The sequence below is a fragment of the Blautia sp. AM28-27 genome (assembly GCF_003480905.1).
GTDB lineage: Bacteria > Bacillota > Clostridia > Lachnospirales > Lachnospiraceae > Fusicatenibacter > Fusicatenibacter saccharivorans.
Map to the genome: position 1 here is coordinate 25,394 of NZ_QUJK01000022.1, position 22,388 is coordinate 47,781.

The following is a 22,388-nucleotide window of genomic DNA, read 5'->3' on the forward strand; positions in this document are numbered from 1 at the left end:
CGAAAACCGAAGTCAATAAGCTTTATTATTTTTTAAGAAACAATTCATCGGTTTCTGAAAACCGTCCTTGGGATGGAAATGTTCAAAGATCGCCGCGTCGAATTTTTTCCGTGTCCGGTTATATACATGCTCATCTTTTACCGTCCATGCAAATGCCGGTGTCCGAAACAGCATACGGTCGATCAGGAAGCCCGGGCAGTCGGCGTAGCGGTGGTCGTAGGCGATAAAATCCGGTTTCCCGATAAAATTCAGCATCAGATGACGCGCCATTATCCGCAGGATCAGATGCACCTTATCATCCTTTGAAAAACGGCCGGAAAGCTGGCCGCGCAGCGTCTGCGGCATGTGGCGGCGGCACCAGCGGAGGGCCAGGCTGTTGAAGGATTCCATGCAGAACATACCGGTGTACCCCTCCATCTCCTTCTGAAATCCCGCACAGACCGCCGTGGAAAGTCCCGGCATCTTGATTTCGATTAAAAGCGGCACGCGGCCGTCTACCGTCTGCAGTACCTCACGAAGCAGCGGAATCTTTTCCGTGCTGTCGCCCAGATGGAACTGCTGGAGTTCCTCATACGTATAATCGCTGATTTTTCCCTCGTTTCCACACATCCGCTTCATCGTGTCATCGTGGAACACCACAATCCGTCCATCCTTTGTTATCTGAATATCCAGCTCGATGGCATATCCCTGCTCCGCCGCGCGGGCAAAAGCCGGAAGAGAATTCTCCGGAACTCCCTCCGCCGCGTTCCACAGACCGCGGTGCGCATAATTCCATTCCGCAAATTTCAGACATTCCTGCCGTCTCGATGTAGCCGGCAGAATGGAAAAGAAATAACCTGCTGCCAGGACGGCAAGCACTGCAAAAAATATGATCCAGAACATCATCTTTCCATCCCTTCTTTCACCCAGTCGCCCAAAAGGCGGAGACGCTCCGTTTCCAGTCCGATCCTTTCCTCCGTGCGGTGTCCGCCCGATTCTCCGTCCAGGTGGACCGGTTCCGCGCGGTCTGTCTGAAAGGAAAGGCTGCTGCACCGCTCCATATGTACCTCAGGAAATCCCGTGTGGCGTCCAAACAGCGCCATCGGCAGAAGATAGCTGACTTTCCATTTGGCAAGATTGGAAACCACCATCACGTCGAGCAGATCATCTGTCCCGTCCGCCTCCGGGCAGAAGCAAAAGCCGCCGCCCTCGTACGGAAAATTCATTGTCACTGCAAAAAGAACATTTTCAAACGAACGGTGTTCTCCGTTTTCCAGCGCTGCATCCAGTGTGAACGGTTCGAGATAAAAGAGCTGCCGCAGTGCAATCATCACATACGTAAGTTTTCCCAGATGCAGCCGGTTCAGCGTATTCTTGATTTTTGATGCCAGCGCCTCGTGGCAGATGCCTGCATCAAAACCGATGCCGGTGCTGACGAGAAATCTCCGCTTTTGGCTGCCAAGAAGCGCCGTTCCAATGTTGATCTCCTTTTCCTCCCCTTTCAGCACAGCTTCCAGCGCCTGCAGCGGATCGGAGGGAATTCCGGCACCGCGCGCAAAATCGTTGCCGCTTCCCGTTGGAATATAACCGAACTTTACATCCGACAGGCTGGTGATTCCATCGACCGCCTCATTCGCCGTACCGTCTCCGCCGATCGCCAGAAGGACATCATCGGGATTCCATACCCCTTTCGCGGTCAGCCGTGCTGCCGTCTCCCGTGCGCTTCCGTGATACTTTGTCGGATATACACGAAATTCCGTCCTGCGCCGCTCAAGCTCGCCCTCAATCACCGGCCACAGCTTCTCGCCGCGCCCCGACCGCGATTTTTTATTTACTATAATATGATACATTAAAGTCATACCTTCCTTTTTCTTCTGTAAAAAACCACTTCAAATCACCTGAATCATATTCTTACGCAGCGAAACAGCAAGTGTTTCACTGCTGAGTGAACAGTAACCAAATCAGCCATATTGTAGCAGTTTTCCCCGCAAACCACAACTATCTTCACAAAATCTTAACTTGTTGCCGCCGTAAAAATTCCCGCACCCCTGTCTTTTCTTTCTTGACAGACCTTTTTGTTCTGCTAAAATAAAAAGTACCGCGGTTTCGTCCGCAGAACGTCACTCATTTCTGAGGAGGTTTTTATGAATTTTTACGATATGACACGCGCAGGGAGGATGATACGATGAAGCTCTCCCCCGCATTTCTCGCTTATAAACTAAGCAGCGCTTTTTCGGTTCTTGCACCGGAAAACCTGCCGCTCTCCGGCACACTGGAACTGCCTGTTCTTTATCAGACAAGCTCCGCAGCCACTGCGCACCGGGTCTTTCTCTGCACAGAAGAACAGATCGGCTCTCTTTCCTCCCTCCCTGAAGAAAGCAGCTCCCTTTTTCTTCTCTGTACCGAAGAACTGCCGGAGGAACTTCCGGCTCCGGTTTCGATCGCCGTTAAAAGCAGCGTATCCGCTGTTTTTTCGTTCCTGCAGGAGCTTTTCTGGACGTACGATTCCTGGCAGAAGGAGCTGATGCAGGCACGGCTCGACGGAAAATCGATCCAGCATCTTTTAAATCTCTCCCTGCCTGTTTTTGCCCACCCGCTGATGGTGGTCGGCATGGATTTTTCCATCATCGCCGCAGCGTCCGAAGAACCTTCCTTTTTTCCCGAAAAGGTGTTTGGCTCCCTCGATGCAACGCGCCCGCTTCTGCTCTCCTTGACAGAAAGCAGCGAATACGCGTCCGTCCGCGATCTCGATGGATGGTTCCGCTTTCCGGATCACGTAACGGGACTTGGTTCCCTCTGCGTCAACATCACGCAGCATGGTCAGAGCGCCTACCGCCTGCTGCTCCTCGACACGAAAAAGGATCTTTCTGATTCCGAAGGCTTTCTTCTTGAATTTCTTGCAGAAATGATCCATCACGCCTTCCTGCACAATGTGATGCAGAAAACCTCGCCGGCGCAGTCGCTTCACACCGTGCTGCTCCGTGCCCTCGACGACCGGATGGCCGACTATATTGCGGTCAGCCAGGCTCTCGATGCGCTCGGCTGGCATTCCCGCCACACCTACTGCTGCCTCTATCTGCAGCTCTCCGATATGGATCAGAAAAACCTGACGGCAAACTCGGTCTGCGCCTATCTGGAAAACATTCTGACCGGCTGCTCCGCGTTTCCGCACGGCGGCGGTATCGTTGCGTTCTTTAACCTCACGCTGTCCGATTTTTCCATGACCGATCTGATGGAACGCATGGTGCACTTTGTGGAGGACAGTTCCTTAAATGCCGGCTTTTCGCGCTGCATGAACGGCCACATGAATCTGCGCCGCCAGTATATCCAGGCAAAAATCGCCCTGCAGTTCGGTACGCGAAAATATCCCGACAAACGGATGCATCCGTTCAACGATATCTCGTTTGACTACATCCTCGATCAGGCAACAAAAAAGCTCCCAGGCTACATGCTGTGCCATGAGAGACTTCTCTTTCTGCAGGAGCACGACGACAGCTCCGGCAGTGACTATATGCGGACGCTCCGCTGCTATCTGGACAACCACTGCAATGTCGTCCAGACGGCGCGTGAGCTTTTTATCCACCGCAGTACCCTGCTCTACCGCCTGGAAAAGATCAAGGAAATTTTAGAATCTGATCTTTCCAGCCCGGATGAAATTCTGTATCTGATGCTTTCGTTCCGTTTTATCGACCTCGAGAATGAAGAAGAAAACCGTTCTGGATCTTCGCAGCCAGAAAAGCACAGATAAAACCAACCGCAATTCCCGCTAGGACATCGGTCGGGAAATGCACAAACAGATACAGTCTGGAAAATGCAATCAGGCAGGCCAGAATCAGTGCGGCAGCTCCTTCTTTTTTGTGCATCACAAAAATAGAGACTGCCGCCGCAAACGAGGCTGCCGAATGGCCCGATGGGAAGGAATAGTCCTTCGGAGCGGCAACCAGCAGCTTTACCTGCTCGTCAATCCAGCACGGACGCGGGCGCGCTGCCAGCGGCTTTAACACCAGATTACATAAAATCAAATCTAAAATCAGCGCGATCGCCATTCTTACACCGCATTTCCGGTATTTCGGAAGGATTAAGAAAACGGCGGTCAGCGCAATCCAGATCCATCCCGCATTTCCAAGTGAAGTGATTCCCACCATCACCCGATCGAGCACTGCATTGTGAAGATGCTGCAGTGCATATAAAATTGAAAAATCCATTCTTACCCCTCTCTGTAAAAAATGGGCATTTTTCTGCTGTACATCTGCTGATCGGCGGCCGCCTCGTACAGAAATTCCGCCAGGGCCTCTCTCGAGTATCCAGGCCGGAACTGGCTGCCGTCCAGCGAAATACTGCAGTTCTGCCCTACCTTTTTCACTTTCCCGTCTCTTCCAGGACACGTCCGCACCAGTGTCCAGTTCAGATCGCTCCGTGCCAGAACCTGTCCCATCTTCTGCATATCTTTATAGACACCTGGCCAGAAAATCTGCATGAATTTCGTACTCATTCTCTGGTATTTGTCCTCGCAGTCTCCAAACGCATGAATGCAGACATGGCCTACCGTCACAAACCGCGTTTTTCCAAGCTGCTTCATGGCCGAGAGAATCATTGCGTTTCCGTCAGCCAGCGGTGTCTCCTCTTCTTTTACATGTTTCACACGCATCGGAGTCAGCACGCTGATGACTGCATCCGCTTCCAGCAGTGCCTCCAGCACGCGTTCCCGGTTCTGAAGGCTTCCCTCAATCACGGTCATATTTTTTCTCGGCCAGATCGCTTTTGCATCCGGCACGTAGGCGGTCACCTGTGCGCCGTGAAGAAGCGCCGTGTTGGTCACATACTGCCCAAGCAGTCCCCCCAGACTGAATATTGTAATTCTCATGAAATCCTCACTCTCATCTGTGTGTCTTTTGTATCCTCCGCAGATTTTTTGACACACTTTCCTAATGTTATCTCCTATTCTAACACACCGCCCGTATACGATACAATGAAATAAAACTAAAAAAAGTATAACCTTTTTCGTCCTTTCTTCATATCGTAAGTAGAACCGTATTTTCAGGAGCTTTGATCTTATGCCCTATACTATCGTAATTGATGCCGGACATGGGGGTTGTAGATAACGCAAGTAATGAAAACAACGAAAATACAAGGAGAAAGGCAACTGTTGTACCTATTAAAATAAAATATGTGTGAGAGGACAAGCCTTTCAATAATGTAGACGTTCAGAAATGAGCGTCTATTTTTATACCCAAAATGAAAGGAGCATTAGATTTATGAAAAAGACATGGAAACGATTGTGTACGGGCTTCTTAGCTCTTGCAACTGTCGTTACTGCTTTACCGACTACACCCGTTCATGCAGAAAGCAAGCAATACTGGACGGAAAGTGCAGAACGTGTCGGTATCATTGAAAAAGTAATGAATGACGGTTCTATTGGTTCGACATTCAATGAGGGCTATATGAAAGTCGAGGGCGAAACTGCCTATTGTATTGACATCAATACAGATTTTAAGAACGGCTATAAGACCAGAGCTGACGCAAGCTCACGCATGAGTGCCGACCAGATTTCAGATGTGGCGTTATCCTTAGAGTATGTCAAACAGTATGGCGAAGCTCACAAGGAATTGAACTATAAACAAGTCTATCTGTTGGAACAATGTGTTGTCTGGCAGAAATTGAGCGTACATCTTGGCTGGCAATGTGATAACGTGCGAGCTTCTTATGATGAAATTCCAAAGACTACGCAGGACGAAGTTTTCTCTGGTGCAAAAACCTTTGTCAAAGAAAATAAAGGACGCTATGAATGTGGCGGTTATATCTACTCTGGCGAGGGGCAGGAATTGGGACAATTCTGGGCGAAACTGAATGTCGGAAATGCGAAATTACAAAAGACTTCCAGTAATGCCAGCATTACAGACGGTAACGGGAATTACTCAATCGCTGGTGCAACCTATGGTGTCTTTGCTGATAAGGACTGCACAAAACAGCTTGCCACCCTTACGACTGATGAAAACGGAAATACAGATGTTGTAGAGGTAAAAGCAGGCACAGTCTATATCAAGGAATTATCCGCACCAGCAGGATATAAAGTAGATAAAACTGTATATTCCTTAAAGGTTGAAGCTGGAAAAACAGCGACTTTGAAAGTATCAGATACACCGAAAGTAACAGACACTTTGATTGAGCTTTTCAAGATAGATATGGAAACACAGAAAGACAATCCGCAGGGGAATGCTTCTTTAGCAGGTGCGGAATTTACATGGAAGTATTATGCAGGCTTCTATAACAAAGACAATCTCCCTGCCGAAGCTACTCGTACATGGATTACAAAGACAATCGCTGAAACTGATAGCAATGGGATAACTCATTACATCACAAAATTAGCGGACACATACCAAGTATCTGGCGACAGTTTCTATATGCAGGACGGTAAAGCGTTTCTTCCACTTGGGACACTAACCGTTGAGGAAATAAAAGCTCCAAACGGATACTTGTTAGAGGGTGCATATATGCAGGCTGGCGATAAGTTCGAACAGATAAAAGGCTTATACCTTACACAGATTACCGAGGACGGCGACCTTGCCGTATTAACTGGAAATAACCAGTTTTCCGTATCTGACAAGGTTATCCGTGGCGGTGTCAAAATTCAGAAACGAGATTTAGAAACGGGCGATACCAAACCACAAGGAAGTGCCACTTTGAAAGATACTGCCTTTGACATCATTTCCTTAAATGATAATGTAGTATTGGTTGAGGGCAAGTTATACAAGAAAAATGAAGTGGTAAAGATAATTCGTACCGATATTGAGGGTATCGCTTCTACTTCTGCTGACCTCTTACCTTATGGAAAATTCCGTATCGTTGAAAGTGAAGCTCCCGACGGTTACTTAACTGACGGTGCAAAACCGATTGATTTTACAATCACAGAAAATGGAAAAATCGTGGACTTAACCGACAAAGCTCATTCTATCTATAATCAGATTAAGCGTGGAGATATTGAGGGTGTAAAAATCGGTGCAGGCACACACAAGCGTCTTGCTGATGTTCCCTTTAGGATCACAAGCAAGACGACGGGCGAAAATCATGTAGTGGTAACTGATAATAACGGGCAATTCTCCACTTCTTCTGACTGGGCTTCACATAAGCACAATACCAACGCAGGCAAGACCAGCGAGGACGGTGTATGGTTTGGAACTTCTGAACCAGACGACAGCAAGGGTGCGTTACCTTATGATACCTACATCATCGAGGAATTACGCTCTGAAAGCAACAAAGGCTTTGAGCTTATCCCACCTTTTGAAATCGTGGTATCAAGAAATAATCTTGTAATTGATTTAGGGACTTTGACTGATGAATACGAGAAAGAAATCTCTATTCATACCACAGCGACCAGCAAAGACGGCGAAAAGACTATCCTTGCAGGAAAAGAGGTTACAATCGTTGATACTGTCAAATTAGACGGACTTACAAAAGGCACAAAGTATCAGTTGAAAGGCTGGCAGATGTTAAAGGAAGAAAACGCCGAGCTTATCATTGACGGGAAACGTGTAGAAAACGATTATACCTTTGTCGCTGATGATGAAGAAATGAAAGTGGAAATTTCCTATACATTCAATGCGTCTGCTTTAGGTGGCAAAAACCTTGTTACCTTTGAAGAATTATATGATTTCAGCAATCCAGACGAACCCGTAAAAGTTGCAGAACACAAAGACATTGAGGACGACGGGCAAACGGTACTTATCACAGAGCGTATCATCAAGATACATACTACCGCTACCGATAAGGACGGCAACAAAGAGCTTAAAGCAGGAAAAGATGTTACAATCATTGATACCGTAACCTTAGAGGGCTTAGAAGTCGGTACACAGTACAAACTTGTGGGCTGGCAGATGTTGAAAGAAGAAAATGCAGAACTTCTTATCAATGGAAAACGTGTGGAAAGTGATTACACTTTTATTGCTGACAGCGAAACTATGAAAGTGGAAGTTGCTTTTACGTTTGACGCTACTTCTCTTGACGGCAAACAGCTTGTAACTTTTGAGGAATTATACGATTTAAGCAATCCAGACGAGCCGAAGAAAGTTACCGAGCATAAGGATATTGAGGATAAGGGACAGACGATTACCTTTAAGGAAAAGCCAGAAGAACCAGAGAAACCCGAAACACCACCGACACCAGAAAAGCCTAACAGACCTAGCGACAGTCCCAAAACGGGCGACAGTACAAATGTAATGGCATTTGTTGTGATGTTGCTTGCGTCTGCTGGTGGACTGGCTGGAACATATCTTTACAAACGCCGTAAAATGAAGAAATCATAAGGCGGTAACGGTATGATGAAAGAAAAATCACGCTCTCCGCCGAAGATGTCAAACGGCAGATTTTTGCTTATTCTGGCTTGTCTGCCTACAACCTGCAAGAACACGGATAGTCAAGGGTGCGTAAGCATTGATTTTACCCTTTACTATCTGGGGGATTGCTGGTACTTCCCAAACCGCCAGAATAAGAAATCACAATTAAAAAACTTATCAAATATAGAAAGAAACGAGGTAAAACAATATGGAAATGAAATATGTCGTGCCAGATATGGCACAGTCTTTTGGAACTCTTGAATTTGCAGGCGAAAGCGAGCCAGTCTTTGAAAGAGATAAAAATAATCGCAGGGTCTTAGCCAGACGAAGCTATAACCTTTATTCCGACGTACAGAAAGGCGAAAATGTTGTGGTAGAAATTCCCGTGCAGGCTGGCGAAAAGAAGTTCAAGTATGAGCAGAAAGTAAAACTTGTCAATCCGAAGTTATACGGCAGAGGTTACGCAATCGGGGATATGGGACATACCGATTATGTATTAGTTGCTGATGATATTGTAGCAGTTGAAGAAAAGTAAAGGAGTGAAGAAGTTATGAGATTATCAAACGGATTTGTTATTGACAAAGAGAAAACATTTGGAGAATTAAAATTTACAGCAGTGCGTGATGTATTCTTGCAGAATGAGGACGGGACACCGAGTACCCAGCTTAAAAAGCGTATCTATGATTTGAAGTGCAGTCTGCATGGTGGAATTATCCCCGTATCTGTACCGCCAGAAGTACCGTTAAGAGAATTTCCGTACAATGCAGTTGTGGAACTTGTCAATCCCGTAGCCGATACGGTATCACGAAAGACCTATACGGGTGCAGATGTGGACTGGTATGTAAAGGCAGAGGATATTGTATTGAAGAATAAAGGAAACCAGAACGCAGGAAGTCCACAGAACCATGCACCGCAGGGACAGCCGAAAAAATAAAAATTCTCCTCATAAGTTAGAAAAATAGAGGTACTCTCCCGTTAGTAGATTGCCTACCTTATCGTAAATGGTTAAAATAACGATAGGAGGTGGCACAAATGTATCAAATCAACAATGAAAAATTTGGACAATTTTTAGCCGAAGTGCGAAAAGAAAAACAAATGACACAAAAGGACTTAGCAGATAAGTTGTTTGTGTCGGATAAAACAGTTAGTAAATGGGAACGTGGAAACAGTATGCCAAATGTTACATTACTTATCCCTATTGCTGATATACTTGGTATTACAGTAACAGAACTTTTACAAGGAGAAAAATTAAAAGAGAACAAGACATTAAATAGTGATGTGGTAGAAACTCTTGTTGTAAACTCGTTAGACTTGTCGTTGCGTGATACAATTCATCAACGAAAAAAGAACTGGATATTTGCATTTCTTATCTCAATCGGTGTGGTAGTTATAGAGGCAATATTATTAACTGTTTCTGGAATTTCCATAGAACAAATGGGAGATAGTTTGTATATATCTTTGTTAATGCTTTTGTTTGCAAGTTGGCTTTGCATTTTTGCGAAAGAATTATTACCGACATATTATGATACAAATAAAGTTAATTTTGTATCACAAGGAATTTTCAGAATACACATGGCAGGGCTATCTTTTAATAATGCAAACTGGGGATATGTATTAACAGTATTTAGAGTATTTACATTAGGAACTGCTATTCTATATCCTATTATTTGCTATATCAGTTTTTTAGTTGGTGGCATTTCATTATGGAATACTGTAAAATATCCAGCTATAATTATTTTGCTGATAGGAATGTTAGTAACAACCTATATTGTTGGGAAAAAACACGAATAATGATATAAGCAGTTAGTCTTAGGATTGACTGCTTTTTTCTTACCCAGAAAGGAGTGATTGATTTATGCGTAAGATTTGGAACAAAGGACACCGTATCAGAGCCAGCGACAAGCACCTTGTCTACCATTTTTCCATAGGAACGCTTCTGTTTATATTCGTGGCGGTTCTTCTGCTACTGAATATAAAACAGCTCATGCGTACCGATTGGGAGCATTTCAGCTTGTTAGAAAACGGCTTGACGCTCTCCCCTTACAACTTCATAACCATACTGATAGCGACTGGTGTTTGTGCATTGGTCGTTTTTCTGTATTACCGATTCTGTTACGACAGTTTCAAGAAGCTCCTGCACCGTCAAAAGCTGGCAAGAATGATACTGGAAAATAAGTGGTATGAAGCCGATACCATACAAGACAGCGTTTTTTTTACTGACCTGCAAAGCAGATCAAGGGAAAAAATCGTCTGGTTTCCAAAGATTTATTATCAAATGGAAAAGGGACTGCGTCATATCCGATGTGAAATCCCATTAGGAAAATATCAAGACCAGCTTTTACGGTTAGAGGATAAATTGGAAAGTGGCTTGTATTGTGAGCTGACCGACAAGACCCTGCATGACGGCTATATCGAATATACCCTGCTTTATGATATGATAGCGAACCGCATTACCATTGATGAAGTACGGGCAGAAAACGGCTGTCTTAGACTGATGAAAAATCTTGTCTGGGAATATGACGCACTCCCTCATGCTCTGATTGCTGGTGGGACTGGTGGCGGTAAAACCTATTTTCTGCTGACGCTCATTGAAGCCTTACTGCATACCAACGCTGTCCTTTATATCTTAGACCCGAAGAACGCTGACCTTGCAGACTTAGGGACAGTTATGGGAAATGTGTATCACACCAAAGAAGAAATGATAGATTGCGTCAATGCCTTTTATGAGGGCATGGTACAGCGAAGTGAGGAAATGAAGCGACACCCGAACTATAAGACGGGCGAAAACTATGCCTATCTGGGACTGCCACCCTGCTTTCTTATCTTTGATGAATATGTGGCATTTTTTGAAATGCTGGGGACAAAAGAAAGCGTGAGCCTACTTAGCCAGTTAAAGAAAATCGTTATGTTAGGGCGACAAGCAGGTTATTTCCTTATCGTTGCCTGCCAGCGTCCAGACGCAAAGTATTTCTCGGACGGTATCAGAGATAACTTCAATTTCCGTGTGGGACTTGGGCGTATCAGCGAATTAGGTTACGGTATGCTGTTTGGTTCAGATGTGAAAAAGCAGTTTTTCCAGAAGCGTATCAAGGGGCGTGGCTATTGTGATGTGGGAACAAGTGTTATCAGTGAGTTTTACACGCCTTTAGTCCCGAAAGGACATGATTTTTTGCAGACTATCGGCTCTCTTGCACAAGCAAGGCAGGACGGGACGGCGACGTGCGAAGCGAAAGGCGACGGCACGGACTAGCCGTTGCTGGTGTGGCGTAAGCCACGCCAGCAGGTAAAACCCCTCGGTATCTAACAGAGGGGTACGTTTGCAAATAGACAATAGACAAAAAACATAGGAAACATAAGGCTTCTGGCATGATTTCCTTGCAAAATTCAGTTGTGAAGTCGCCTTAAAAAACTTCACACTTTACAGATTGGGGGTATGGTTCTGAATGAAGAACAATGGATAAAAGAATTACGGGAGAAACGGATTGCTTACGGTATCTCACAAGGCAGGCTGGCGGTGGCTTCTGGTATCACAAGGGAATATCTCAACAAGATAGAAAGCGGAAAAATGAAGCCGTCAAAGGAACTTCTGGAAACTTTGCATAAGGAATTGGCAAGGTTCAATCCAGAAACACCGCTTACCATGCTGTTTGATTATGTGAAAATTCGTTTTCCTACGCTGGATATACAGCACATCATCAAAGATATATTAAAACTGAATATCAATTATATGCTCCATGAAGATTACGGACATTACAGTTATACGGAGCATTATTCTTTAGGGGACATCTTTATCTATACGTCGGCTGACGAAGAAAAAGGTGTCCTTTTAGAGTTAAAGGGGCGTGGTTGCAGGCAGTTTGAAAGTTACCTGCTGGCACAGCAAAGAAGCTGGTATGACTTCTTCATGGACGCACTCGTAGACGGTGGCGTGATGAAGCGTATCGACCTTGCTATCAACGACCATACGGGTATTTTGGATATTCCAGAGCTTGCGGAAAAATGCAGGAAACGGGAATATATTGGAAAGTCCAGAAGCTATAAGTTTTACCAGTCGGGCGAGCTTATCAAGCACAGAGAGGACGACAGAGAATATATGGGGCGTACCCTTTATCTTGGTTCGCTGAAATCAGATGTGTATTTCTGTATCTATGAAAAGGACTATGAGCAGTACGTCAAGTTAGGGACACCGCTGGAAGAAGCCGACATTATCAACCGTTTTGAGATACGGCTTAGAAATGAACGTGCCTATTATGCAGTACGAGATTTGCTGACCTATTATGACGCAGAACAGACCGCTTTTTCTATCATCAACCAGTATGTTCGGTTTGTTGATGAAGAACCAGACAAACGCAAAAATGACTGGAAACTCAATGACCGTTGGGCTTGGTTTATTGGCGATAACAGACAGAGCTTGAAGCTGACGACAAAGCCAGAGCCTTATACTTTAGACCGCACATTGCGTTGGGTACAACGGCAGGTAGCACCGACCTTGAAAATGCTGAAAAAGATTGATAAAGGAAACGGTACAGACTACATGGAAACAATCGAACAGCAGGCAAAGCTCACAGAAAAGCATGAAATGATAATCAAACAGCAGACGACCACTGCAAAAGATTTAGTAGAAAGTTAGGAGTGATAAAAAATGTGGGTATTATTAAAAGACTTCCTGCTGGTATCTATAGGAATGGGTATCGGCGTAGTCTTGATGTGTATTTTGAATGTCGGCAAAGAAGCTGACTGTGAAATGAAACAATTAAAAGAAAGTGAGGACAATTAAATGAATTTCGGACAAAATTTATACACTTGGTTTTTAAGCAATGCACAGAGCTTAGTGCTTATGGCGATTGTGGTTATCGGTATCTACTTAGGTTTCAAGCGTGAGTTTTCCAAACTTATCGGCTTCTTGGTAGTTGCCTTGATTGCTGTCGGCTTGGTATTCAACGCTGGCGGTGTGAAAGATGTACTGTTAGAGCTATTCAATAAGATTATCGGTGCATAGGATTTATATTGTATTATCAATTATGAATGTTAGAACAGAAATTTAAAAAATAAAAATTGAAAATTTGCTTTAAATCATAATTCTATATGTATTCTTGTGTTGACAAAATGTAATGAATACATTACATTAAAAGTAATCAGTACATTATATTTTGGAGAGGAGCGATAACTTTGATATGGAACAGAATTAAAGTTTTACGTGCTGAAAGGGACTGGACACAAGCAGATTTAGCTGAAAAAGTTGGAATTTCACGACAAGCAGTTATATCAATAGAAAAATATAAATATACTCCGTCATTAGAATTGGCATTTAAAATTGCAGAAGTATTTGGTGTTTCTATTGGTGAAGTTTTCGAGCATAGGGAGGACAAATAGTATGAATGAGCAAATTATTATCTTGATTTTTCTTGTTTTAGCATTAGGAGCAACGTTGTGGCTTTATATATTGAAAGCAAAAAAGCAAGTTGAATATAAGGGTGATGAACGCTGGTTGACGATACAGCTAAAAGCAAATCAGTCTGCTAATATAGCAAATTGGACATTGATTATATTATTAGCGATTGCAACATCAGTACCATTATTTATAGATATTCAAATTATGTTTACACTTGACCGAGTAATTCTTTTTGGAGAACTTTTTATTGGTTTGCGTAATTTGCTTGAACTGATTGCAATTATGTATTTTGATAAACAGTTATAAATCATTAGGAAAATATGATAATTTTATACACCTATACACAAAGCAGTTAGTCTTAGGATTGACTGCTTTTTTCTTACCAAAATTTCAGATTGGAGTGATGAAATGAACGATATTTTTAAGGATATGCAGGCAAAAGTTGGCTGTGAATACATTTCCGACCTGCCCTCTTACAAGCGTAAGGTGTGGCAGGAAATGAAACGACTGAACCCTGCCGACTATGAAGAAAGACAGTTAGAAGATTTTTCTAAATATGTGTTTGGTATGTCGTACCAGACCTTAAAAGATGTGATGAAACAACAGAAAGGACGTGAGGAACAATGCAGGAAACAAGGGTGCTGGTGGAAACGAGAGGAACAACTGGCGAAGAAACAACGTCATACTGGTTCGACCTGCCGATAGATGTTTCAGAATTTGAAGAAAAGTTAGGTGTCGGTGCGGAAAGTCAAGAGTACCGCATTATCGAAAAGGTGTTGCCTTATGCTGATGAAGTTCACGAACATACCAGCGTGTATCAGCTCAACGAATTAGATTTTATGTACCGCCAGCTTTCAAGTGATATGCAGGAAGAATATGTATCACTACTTACGGTATTTGAGAATTTAGAAGCAGTTTATATTTGCAGGAACGTGATTACCGTTTATCCAGACTGCAAAAGCATGATAGATGTTGCAAGGCAAAAGCTGATGAACGACCCGACATTTAAACATTTGTCCGAGGACTGTCAAGAATATTACTTTGACTTTGAAGCCTACGCTTCTCACTTGCAGGAACACGGGAAATTCTTAGTAACGGAACACGGTATCTTTGAACTCCCAGAGTAGGAAAAGAGGTGGTGCTTATGATTGATGATATGGCGGTTTACATTGCTAATCTTGGCAAATACAATGAGGGCTATTTAGTCGGTGCTTGGTTCACATTTCCCATTGACGAGGAAGATGTAAAAGAAAAAATCGGCTTGAATGAGCAGTATGAGGAATACGCTATCCATGATACCGACAACTTTCCGATTGCGATTGGCGAGTATGTTTCCATTGAAGAACTCAATGAGATGTATGAAATGATAGAGGAACTTCCCGACTATATCGTAGAATGTCTGGACGAATTTATCAGCCACTACGGGACGCTGGAAGAAGTCGTGGAACATAAGGACGATATTTATTATTATCCCGACTGTGAAACCATGACAGACGTTGCCTACTACTACATAGACGAATTGCAGGCACTAGGAGATATTCCACCCAGCTTACAGAACTATATTGACTATGAAGCCTACGGGCGAGATTTGGATATGGGCGGTTGCTTTATTGAAACAAGCCGGGGTATGTGCGAGATACCATACTAACGCTGGAAGATCAGCGACAAGCATTGTTGCTACTGACAGCGTATTTCTCTTTTAAGGGACAGTCTGAAAATGGCTGTCCTTTTCTATTTTGAAAGGAGCTGAAAGAACTTGAAAAAGATTAAAAGCTACACGGGTATCTGGAACGTGGAAAAAGTCTTGTATGCAATCAATGACTTTAACTTACCCTTTCCCGTTACCTTTACACAGATTACATGGTTTGTGATTACAGAATTTATCATCATTCTGTTTGGGGATATTCCCCCTCTTTCCATGATTGAGGGAGCATTTCTCAAATATTTCGGTATTCCCGTTGCTCTCACTTGGTTTATGTCGCAGAAAACTTTTGACGGAAAGAAGCCGTACAGCTTTTTGAAATCACAGATAACTTATGCGTTGCGACCTAAAATCACTTATGCAGGAAAAGCCGTAAAACTGCATAAGCAGATATTGAATGAAACAATCACGGCAGTAAGGAGTGTGAACTATGTTCCCGATAAAATATATTGACAACAACCTTGTCTGGAACAAGGACAATGAAGTGTTTGCCTATTATGAGCTGATACCGTACAACTATTCTTTTCTATCCGCAGAGCAGAAATTTATCGTGCATGACAGCTTTCGCCAGCTTATCGCACAGTCCCGTGAGGGTAAAATTCATGCGTTGCAGATTGCCACAGAAAGCTCAATCCGAAGTATGCAGGAGCAGTCAAAGAAGCTGGTAACTGGAAAATTAAAGGAAGTTGCCTATCAGAAGATAGACGAACAGACCGAAGCGTTAGTATCTATGATTGGGGACAATCAAGTGGACTACCGCTTTTTTCTTGGCTTTAAGCTCATGGTTACAGAAGAACAGCTTAATCTGAAGAACATCAAAAAATCGGCGTGGCTGACATTCAAGGAATTTCTCCATGAAGTAAACCACACGCTGATGAATGACTTTGTTTCCATGCCGAATGATGAAATCAACCGTTACATGAAAATGGAAAAGTTACTGGAAAATAAAATCTCCCGTCGCTTTAAGGTGCGTCGCTTGGAAATCCATGATTTTGGGTATCTCATGGAACATCTTTACGGCAGGGACGGTATCGCTTATGAAGATTATGAGTATCAGTTACCAAAGAAGAAATTGAGGAGAGAAACGCAGATAAAATACTACGACCTTATTCGTCCGACAAGATGTGTGATTGAGGAAAGCCAAAGGTATTTACGATTGGAACATGAGGACAAGGAAAGCTATGTGTCCTACTTTACCGTCAATGCGATTGTGGGCGAGCTGGATTTTCCGTCCAGTGAAATCTTCTATTTCCAGCAACAGCAATTCACATTCCCCGTTGATACTTCTATGAATGTAGAAATCGTGGAAAATCGGAAAGCATTAACGACAGTCCGCAACAAGAAAAAGGAATTGAAAGATTTGGATAATCACGCCTATCAAGCTGGAAGTGAAACCAGCTCAAATGTGGTGGACGCTTTAGACAGCGTGGACGAGCTGGAAACTGATTTAGACCAGACAAAAGAAAGTATGTATAAGTTAAGCTACGTCATACGGGTGTCTGCACCCGATCTTGACGAGCTGAAACGCCGTTGTGATGAAGTCAAGGACTTTTACGACGACCTCAATGTAAAGCTGGTGCGTCCTGCTGGGGATATGCTTGGGCTTCATTCTGAATTTTTACCAGCCAGCAAGCGATATATCAATGATTATGTGCAGTATGTAAAATCAGATTTTCTAGCAGGGCTTGGTTTTGGTGCGACACAGCAGTTAGGAGAAACTACGGGTATCTATATGGGCTATTCTGTTGATACGGGAAGAAATGTGTACCTGCAACCGTCCCTTGCCAGTCAAGGTGTAAAAGGTACAGTTACCAACGCTTTAGCGTCTGCTTTTGTCGGTTCGCTTGGCGGTGGGAAATCGTTCTGTAACAATCTTCTGGTATATTACGCGGTGCTGTTTGGCGGTCAAGCACTTCTGTTAGACCCTAAAAGTGAGCGTGGCAACTGGAAAGAAACACTTCCAGAAATCGCCCATGAAATCAATATCGTAAACCTAACAAGCGATAAAGGCAATGCAGGACTTCTTGACCCGTTTGTGATTATGAAGAATGTAAAAGACGCTGAAAGTCTGGCAATCGACATCTTAACATTCCTTACGGGTATTTCCTCTAGGGACGGCGAGAAATTCCCCGTACTTCGTAAAGCGGTGCGTTCCGTTACCCAGAGCGACAGTCGGGGCTTGCTCCATGTGATAGACGAGCTACGCCGTGAAGATACGCCCATATCAAGAAATATCGCAGACCATATCGACAGCTTCACGGACTACGACTTTGCACACCTGCTGTTTTCAGACGGTACGGTAGAAAATGCTATCAGTTTAGATAACCAGCTTAACATCATTCAAGTAGCCGACCTTGTACTGCCAGATAAGGACACGACCTTTGAGGAATACACGACCATTGAATTGTTGTCGGTGTCTATGCTCATTGTGATTAGTACCTTTGCCCTTGATTTTATCCATTCCGACAGAAGTATTTTTAAGATTGTAGATTTGGACGAAGCGTGGGCGTTCTTAAACGTGGCACAAGGCGAAACTTTATCAAATAAGCTGGTGCGTGCTGGACGAGCTATGCAGGCAGGCGTTTATTTCGTTACACAATCCTCTGGCGACGTATCGAAGGAAAGTCTGAAAAATAATATCGGCTTGAAATTCGCTTTCCGTTCTACTGACATCAACGAGATAAAGCAGACCCTAGAATTTTTCGGTATTGACAAGGACGATGAGAACAACCAAAAACGGCTTCGTGATTTGGAAAACGGACAATGTTTATTGCAGGACTTATACGGGCGTGTCGGCGTGGTGCAGATACACCCAGTCTTTGAAGAACTGCTACACGCTTTTGATACCAGACCGCCCGTGCAGAGAAATGAGGTGGAGTGATGAAAGAAAGGATAAAAGGTGCGTTCACAAAAAAGAAGATTTTCCACTTTCTCAAAATGGCTCTGTTTGTCGTGGCACTTTCCCTTATCCTGCTTTCACTTCTGGGGACGGTGGCTCATGCGACGGGGCTTGTGGACGATACCATAAACGCAGAAAATCTTTATTCTAAATATCCGCTTTCCAACTACCAACTTGATTTTTTCGTCGATAATAGCTGGTCGTGGCTTCCGTGGAACTGGCTGGACGGTATTGGAAAATCGGTACAGTACGGGCTTTACTGCATTACCAACTTTGTCTGGACGATAAGCCTTTATTTAAGCAATGCAACGGGTTATGTGGTGCAGGAAGCCTATAAGCTGGACTTCATCAACGATATGGCAGACAGTATCGGAAAGAGCATACAGACCCTTGCAGGCGTAACACAGAACGGTTTTTCTTCTACGGGCTTCTATGTTGGTTTCCTGCTTCTCATTATCTTAGTGGTGGGAATGTATGTTGCCTATACGGGACTGATAAAACGGGAAACCAGCAAGGCACTTCACGCTGTTATCAACTTTGTGGTGGTGTTCGTGCTGTCCGCTTCGTTTATCGCTTATGCTCCCGACTACATCAAAAAGATAAATGAGTTTTCATCAGACATCAGTACCGCTTCTTTGGACTTTGGAACAAAAATCATGCTCCCCAACTCTGACAGCGAGGGCAAGGACAGCGTGGACTTGATACGGGACAGCTTATTTTCTATTCAAGTACAACAGCCGTGGCTACTTCTACAATTCGGTAACAGCAACGCAGAGGAAATCGGGACAGACCGTGTTGAAGCTCTGGTATCGGCAAGCCCAGAGGACGAGGACGGAAAGACCAGAGAGGAAGTCGTGAAAACAGAAATCGAGGATAACGACAACAACAATCTGACGATACCGCAGGTGGTAAACCGTTTGGGTATGGTGTTTTTCCTACTGTTCTTCAACTTAGGGATAACGATATTTGTATTCTTGCTTACAGGCATGATGTTGTTCAGCCAGATACTTTTTATTATATTCGCTATGTTTTTACCTATCAGCTTTTTACTTTCCATGATACCGAGCTATGAAAGCATGGCAAAGCAGGCAATCGTGAGGGTATTTAATACCATAATGACACGTGCAGGAATAACGCTCATTGTAACGGTAGCGTTCAGTATTTCCAGTATGTTTTACAATATTTCCACGGACTATCCGTTTTTCATGGTGGCGTTCTTGCAGATAGTATGTTTCGCTGGTATCTATATGAAGCTGGGCGACTTAATGAGTATGTTCTCGCTTAATGCTAACGACAGTCAAAGCATGGGACGAAGAATTTTCCGCAGACCGTATCTGTTTATGCGACATAGGGCTAGACGTATGGAACACCGTATTGCAAGGGCGGTAAGTGCTGGCGGTATTTCGGGCGGTGTGGCTGGTGCAGTAGCTGGAAGTGCCGTTGCTGGCAAACGAGCGGAAAGAAAAAATACAGCTTCTAAAGAAAATCGGGGCAATACCACTTCCAGCATGGGACAACGTGCAGGCTCAAAGGTAGGTGCTGTCTTAGATACGAAAAATAAAGTGAAAGACAAGGCAAACGCTGTCAAAGAGAATATCAAGGATATGCCGACACAGACCGCTTATGCGGTATATTCCGCAAAGGAAAAGGCAAAGTCCAGCGTGTCCGACTTTAAGCGTGGCATGGTGCAGGAAGAGCAGTCCAGACAGTCGGGACGCTTGGAAAAGCAGGAACAGCGTAAGAAGAATATCGCTGATAAGCGTATGGAGCTTCAAAAGGCACAAGAAGCAAGGCAGGCACAGCGAAAGGCTGACGGATCAGCGACAACGGGAGCTACCCGTCCCCATGAGCGACCAGCCACCGCTTCAACCATTCCAAAATCGAGTGCGGAAAAAATGCAGGAAGTCAAACGCCCTGCCACAGCTCCAACTCCGAAAGCAAGTGAGCCAGTCAAGACAAATGTTGTGAAAGAGCGTCCGTTATCTTCTGGTGCTTCTGATAAGAAAACGACCCAACCTGCACAGCCAGTACATAGGCAGAATGTAGAAAAAGTGGTATCGCAGGAAACACGCCAGAATTACACAAAAGACCGTAGGACAAAGGTTCAGCAGACGCAAACCGTCCAAAAGAACCAGCAGACAACAGAGAAAACTCCTAACCTTGTGATGAAGAAAGGACAGAAGAAAAAATGAAACTGAAACATATCGCTATCATTGGCAGTCTGTTTCCTATCCTCTTTTCTCTGGTGCTTTTCTTTGGTGTGTTGATTAGTGCGGACAGCGACGACGAGAACAGCAATTTTTCTTCTGGCATTACGGGTATGAACTTATCCGCAGAAGTCTTGAAACATCAGCCTATGGTAGAAAAATACGCCAGAGAAAACGGTATTTCCGAGTATGTCAATGTGCTGTTGGCTATCATTCAAGTAGAAAGTGGCGGTACGGCAGAAGATGTTATGCAGAGTTCGGAAAGTCTTGGTTTACCGCCCAACTCTTTAGATACGGAAAGTTCAATCAAGCAGGGGTGTAAATATTTTGCGTCCCTGCTTTCTTCTTGCAAAAATCAAGGTATAGACGATTTGAATGTAGCGATACAGTCTTATAACTATGGCGGTGGTTATGTGGGATATGTGGCAGGAAAAGGAAAGAAACACACTTTTAATCTTGCGGAAAATTTTGCCCGTGAGAAATCGGGTGGAAAGAAAGTAACCTATACCAACCCGATAGCTGTTGCGAAGAACGGGGGCTGGCGATATGGCTATGGAAATATGTTCTACGTCGAATTAGTCAATCAATATCTGACCGTGGCACATTTTGATAATGCAACGGCACAAGCGATTATGAATGAAGCGTTGAAATATCAAGGCTGGAAGTATGTGTATGGTGGCAGTAACCCGAACACTTCCTTTGATTGTAGCGGACTTGTTCAATGGTGCTATGGAAAAGCTGGTATCTCCTTGCCGAGAACGGCACAAGCACAGTATGACGCTACCCAACATCTTCCACTTTCGCAGGCAAAGGCTGGGGACTTGGTGTTTTTTCATTCTACCTATAATGCTGGAAGTTATGTAACACACGTTGGTATTCTCGTTTCGCCGACACAGATGTACCATGCAGGCAACCCGATAGGATATGCAGACCTAAGTAGTAGTTACTGGCAACAGCACTTAATCGGTGCAGGACGAGTAAAACAATAGAAAGGACTTGAAAATATGTTTAAGAAGAATAAGAAACAGACAGAAACTATCAAAGAATCAAAAGAAAAAAAGGTGCGTACTGTTAAGGTAGGCACACATAAGAAAGCCGTGATTGCGTTGTGGGTGGTACTTATTGCAAGCGTGAGCTTTGGGGTGTATAAGAATTTTACTGCTATCGACCAGCACACGACCCACGAAAAAGAAATCATTGAGCTTCGCTTGCAGGACACCAACGGGATTGAAAATTTCGTGAAGAATTTTGCGAAGTCCTACTACACATGGAATAACAGCAAAGAAGCGATTGAAGCAAGGACGCAGGCAATCAACGGTTATCTGACAAAGGAATTGCAGGACTTGAATGTTGATACAATCAGAACGGATATACCGACCAGCTCCACGGTTACAAATGTGATTGTATGGAGTATTGAACAGTCGGGAACGGACACTTTTTCTGCTACCTACGAAGTAGATCAGCAGATAAAAGAGGGAGAACAGACAAACAATGTGAAAGCAACCTATACAGTAAAAGTCCATGTGGACGCTGACGGGGATATGGTAATCGTTCAGAACCCTACCCTTGCACCAGCAATCGAAAAATCGGACTATGAGCCAAAGACACCAGAAGCAGACGCAAGCGTAGACGCTGATACCGTAAACGACGCTACCGCATTTCTGGAAACATTCTTTAAGTTGTACCCGACAGCTACGGAAAAAGAGCTTGCTTACTATGTATCTGGAAATGTGGTTGAGCCTATCGGCAGGGACTACCTTTATTCTGAATTGGTAAACCCTATCTTTACAAAGGACGGGGACAATGTAAAAGTCAAGGTAGCTGTGAAATTCCTTGATAATCAGACAAAAGCGACGCAGGTATCGCAGTATGAGCTTGT

Annotated in this window: 23 protein-coding genes; 19 read left to right on the forward strand and 4 right to left on the reverse strand. The window is 44.0% G+C overall.

All coding sequences use genetic code 11. From position 1 onward, the window contains the following. Positions 1–12: 12 nt before the first annotated feature. Entirely contained in the window at positions 13–885 is an 873-nt protein-coding gene (locus tag DW743_RS16375) for a glycerophosphodiester phosphodiesterase family protein (protein WP_022463211.1), read from the reverse strand. Next, entirely contained in the window at positions 882–1,829 is a 948-nt protein-coding gene (locus DW743_RS16380; RefSeq protein ID WP_158568590.1) for a diacylglycerol/lipid kinase family protein, read from the reverse strand. The genes DW743_RS16375 and DW743_RS16380 overlap by 4 nt, the downstream gene beginning before the upstream one ends. 335 nt (positions 1,830–2,164) lie before the next feature. Here DW743_RS16380 and DW743_RS16385 point away from each other — a divergent pair, with 335 nt between their 5' ends. Further along, complete coding sequence (locus tag DW743_RS16385; RefSeq protein WP_055221422.1) at positions 2,165–3,727, forward strand: PucR family transcriptional regulator; 1,563 nt, start codon at positions 2,165–2,167, stop codon at positions 3,725–3,727. On the opposite strand, the gene DW743_RS16390 is transcribed toward DW743_RS16385, so the two are convergent. After that, positions 3,663–4,184: a phosphatase PAP2 family protein gene (locus tag DW743_RS16390; RefSeq protein ID WP_055221420.1), complete on the reverse strand. Its 522-nt coding sequence runs from the start codon at positions 4,182–4,184 to the stop codon at positions 3,663–3,665. The two genes, DW743_RS16385 and DW743_RS16390, sit on opposite strands and share 65 nt — an antisense overlap. A gap of 2 nt (positions 4,185–4,186) precedes the next feature. Continuing rightward, positions 4,187–4,843, reverse strand: a complete 657-nt coding sequence (locus tag DW743_RS16395; RefSeq protein ID WP_147345119.1) for an NAD(P)-dependent oxidoreductase — start codon at positions 4,841–4,843, stop codon at positions 4,187–4,189. A gap of 391 nt (positions 4,844–5,234) precedes the next feature. Here DW743_RS16395 and DW743_RS16400 point away from each other — a divergent pair, with 391 nt between their 5' ends. The 18 genes from DW743_RS16400 to DW743_RS16490 all read left to right on the forward strand — a co-directional run. Then, positions 5,235–8,279 (forward strand): SrtB-anchored collagen-binding adhesin, encoded by a 3,045-nt coding sequence (locus DW743_RS16400; protein WP_117762152.1) that lies wholly within the window; start codon positions 5,235–5,237, stop codon positions 8,277–8,279. A 238-nt stretch (positions 8,280–8,517) separates the two neighbouring features. Continuing rightward, on the forward strand, positions 8,518–8,844 hold the full coding sequence (locus tag DW743_RS16410) for a YdcP family protein (protein WP_005339720.1): 327 nt from the start codon (positions 8,518–8,520) through the stop codon (positions 8,842–8,844). Positions 8,845–8,859: 15 nt separating this feature from the next. Continuing rightward, positions 8,860–9,243: a YdcP family protein gene (locus DW743_RS16415; protein WP_117762154.1), complete on the forward strand. Its 384-nt coding sequence runs from the start codon at positions 8,860–8,862 to the stop codon at positions 9,241–9,243. A gap of 98 nt (positions 9,244–9,341) precedes the next feature. Next, complete coding sequence (locus DW743_RS16420) at positions 9,342–10,100, forward strand: helix-turn-helix domain-containing protein (RefSeq protein WP_117762155.1); 759 nt, start codon at positions 9,342–9,344, stop codon at positions 10,098–10,100. A gap of 64 nt (positions 10,101–10,164) precedes the next feature. Then, positions 10,165–11,559, forward strand: a complete 1,395-nt coding sequence (locus DW743_RS16425; protein WP_118760267.1) for an FtsK/SpoIIIE domain-containing protein — start codon at positions 10,165–10,167, stop codon at positions 11,557–11,559. 183 nt (positions 11,560–11,742) lie between these two features. Continuing rightward, the gene (gene mobT / locus DW743_RS16430; protein WP_117762156.1) at positions 11,743–12,939 is read left to right on the forward strand and encodes a MobT family relaxase; all 1,197 of its coding nucleotides are present in this window, start codon (positions 11,743–11,745) and stop codon (positions 12,937–12,939) included. A 12-nt stretch (positions 12,940–12,951) separates the two neighbouring features. Beyond that, positions 12,952–13,086: a DUF3789 domain-containing protein gene (locus tag DW743_RS16435; protein ID WP_117762157.1), complete on the forward strand. Its 135-nt coding sequence runs from the start codon at positions 12,952–12,954 to the stop codon at positions 13,084–13,086. After that, positions 13,087–13,308, forward strand: a complete 222-nt coding sequence (locus tag DW743_RS16440; RefSeq protein WP_009265886.1) for a hypothetical protein — start codon at positions 13,087–13,089, stop codon at positions 13,306–13,308. A 170-nt stretch (positions 13,309–13,478) separates the two neighbouring features. After that, positions 13,479–13,682, forward strand: a complete 204-nt coding sequence (locus DW743_RS16445) for a helix-turn-helix transcriptional regulator (protein ID WP_117762158.1) — start codon at positions 13,479–13,481, stop codon at positions 13,680–13,682. A 1-nt stretch (position 13,683) separates the two neighbouring features. After that, the gene (locus DW743_RS16450) at positions 13,684–14,007 is read left to right on the forward strand and encodes a hypothetical protein (RefSeq protein ID WP_055061723.1); all 324 of its coding nucleotides are present in this window, start codon (positions 13,684–13,686) and stop codon (positions 14,005–14,007) included. Positions 14,008–14,109: 102 nt separating this feature from the next. After that, positions 14,110–14,406, forward strand: a complete 297-nt coding sequence (locus DW743_RS16455; RefSeq protein WP_117762159.1) for a conjugal transfer protein — start codon at positions 14,110–14,112, stop codon at positions 14,404–14,406. After that, entirely contained in the window at positions 14,325–14,828 is a 504-nt protein-coding gene (locus DW743_RS16460; protein ID WP_117762160.1) for an antirestriction protein ArdA, read from the forward strand. Before DW743_RS16455 ends, DW743_RS16460 begins: the two co-directional genes overlap by 82 nt. A gap of 17 nt (positions 14,829–14,845) precedes the next feature. Then, positions 14,846–15,349, forward strand: a complete 504-nt coding sequence (locus DW743_RS16465) for an antirestriction protein ArdA (RefSeq protein WP_002323345.1) — start codon at positions 14,846–14,848, stop codon at positions 15,347–15,349. Positions 15,350–15,457: 108 nt separating this feature from the next. Continuing rightward, complete coding sequence (locus DW743_RS16470; protein ID WP_003061368.1) at positions 15,458–15,856, forward strand: conjugal transfer protein; 399 nt, start codon at positions 15,458–15,460, stop codon at positions 15,854–15,856. Continuing rightward, a complete protein-coding gene (locus DW743_RS16475; RefSeq protein WP_118760268.1) occupies positions 15,834–18,284 on the forward strand; it encodes an ATP-binding protein in 2,451 nt (816 codons plus the stop codon). Before DW743_RS16470 ends, DW743_RS16475 begins: the two co-directional genes overlap by 23 nt. After that, a complete protein-coding gene (locus DW743_RS16480) occupies positions 18,284–20,494 on the forward strand; it encodes a CD3337/EF1877 family mobilome membrane protein (protein WP_117762162.1) in 2,211 nt (736 codons plus the stop codon). Before DW743_RS16475 ends, DW743_RS16480 begins: the two co-directional genes overlap by 1 nt. After that, positions 20,491–21,498 (forward strand): bifunctional lytic transglycosylase/C40 family peptidase, encoded by a 1,008-nt coding sequence (locus DW743_RS16485; protein ID WP_118753772.1) that lies wholly within the window; start codon positions 20,491–20,493, stop codon positions 21,496–21,498. The genes DW743_RS16480 and DW743_RS16485 overlap by 4 nt, the downstream gene beginning before the upstream one ends. Positions 21,499–21,513: 15 nt before the next feature. After that, positions 21,514–22,388, forward strand: an 875-nt coding sequence (locus tag DW743_RS16490) for a conjugal transfer protein (RefSeq protein ID WP_147398982.1), incomplete at its 3' end; no start/stop codon positions are given.

Coding starts and splice junctions, on each gene's coding strand:
- DW743_RS16435 (WP_117762157.1), top strand. CDS start 12,952: ATGTGGGTATTATTAAAAGACTTCCTGCTGGTATCTATAGGAATGGGT.
- mobT (WP_117762156.1), top strand. CDS start 11,743: ATGGTTCTGAATGAAGAACAATGGATAAAAGAATTACGGGAGAAACGG.
- DW743_RS16485 (WP_118753772.1), top strand. CDS start 20,491: ATGAAACTGAAACATATCGCTATCATTGGCAGTCTGTTTCCTATCCTC.
- DW743_RS16415 (WP_117762154.1), top strand. CDS start 8,860: ATGAGATTATCAAACGGATTTGTTATTGACAAAGAGAAAACATTTGGA.
- DW743_RS16465 (WP_002323345.1), top strand. CDS start 14,846: ATGATTGATGATATGGCGGTTTACATTGCTAATCTTGGCAAATACAAT.
- DW743_RS16440 (WP_009265886.1), top strand. CDS start 13,087: ATGAATTTCGGACAAAATTTATACACTTGGTTTTTAAGCAATGCACAG.
- DW743_RS16480 (WP_117762162.1), top strand. CDS start 18,284: ATGAAAGAAAGGATAAAAGGTGCGTTCACAAAAAAGAAGATTTTCCAC.
- DW743_RS16450 (WP_055061723.1), top strand. CDS start 13,684: ATGAATGAGCAAATTATTATCTTGATTTTTCTTGTTTTAGCATTAGGA.
- DW743_RS16455 (WP_117762159.1), top strand. CDS start 14,110: ATGAACGATATTTTTAAGGATATGCAGGCAAAAGTTGGCTGTGAATAC.
- DW743_RS16460 (WP_117762160.1), top strand. CDS start 14,325: ATGCAGGAAACAAGGGTGCTGGTGGAAACGAGAGGAACAACTGGCGAA.
- DW743_RS16425 (WP_118760267.1), top strand. CDS start 10,165: ATGCGTAAGATTTGGAACAAAGGACACCGTATCAGAGCCAGCGACAAG.
- DW743_RS16475 (WP_118760268.1), top strand. CDS start 15,834: ATGTTCCCGATAAAATATATTGACAACAACCTTGTCTGGAACAAGGAC.
- DW743_RS16390 (WP_055221420.1), bottom strand. CDS start 4,184: ATGGATTTTTCAATTTTATATGCACTGCAGCATCTTCACAATGCAGTG.
- DW743_RS16395 (WP_147345119.1), bottom strand. CDS start 4,843: ATGAGAATTACAATATTCAGTCTGGGGGGACTGCTTGGGCAGTATGTG.
- DW743_RS16400 (WP_117762152.1), top strand. CDS start 5,235: ATGAAAAAGACATGGAAACGATTGTGTACGGGCTTCTTAGCTCTTGCA.
- DW743_RS16375 (WP_022463211.1), bottom strand. CDS start 885: ATGATGTTCTGGATCATATTTTTTGCAGTGCTTGCCGTCCTGGCAGCA.
- DW743_RS16420 (WP_117762155.1), top strand. CDS start 9,342: ATGTATCAAATCAACAATGAAAAATTTGGACAATTTTTAGCCGAAGTG.
- DW743_RS16380 (WP_158568590.1), bottom strand. CDS start 1,829: ATGTATCATATTATAGTAAATAAAAAATCGCGGTCGGGGCGCGGCGAG.
- DW743_RS16385 (WP_055221422.1), top strand. CDS start 2,165: ATGAAGCTCTCCCCCGCATTTCTCGCTTATAAACTAAGCAGCGCTTTT.
- DW743_RS16410 (WP_005339720.1), top strand. CDS start 8,518: ATGGAAATGAAATATGTCGTGCCAGATATGGCACAGTCTTTTGGAACT.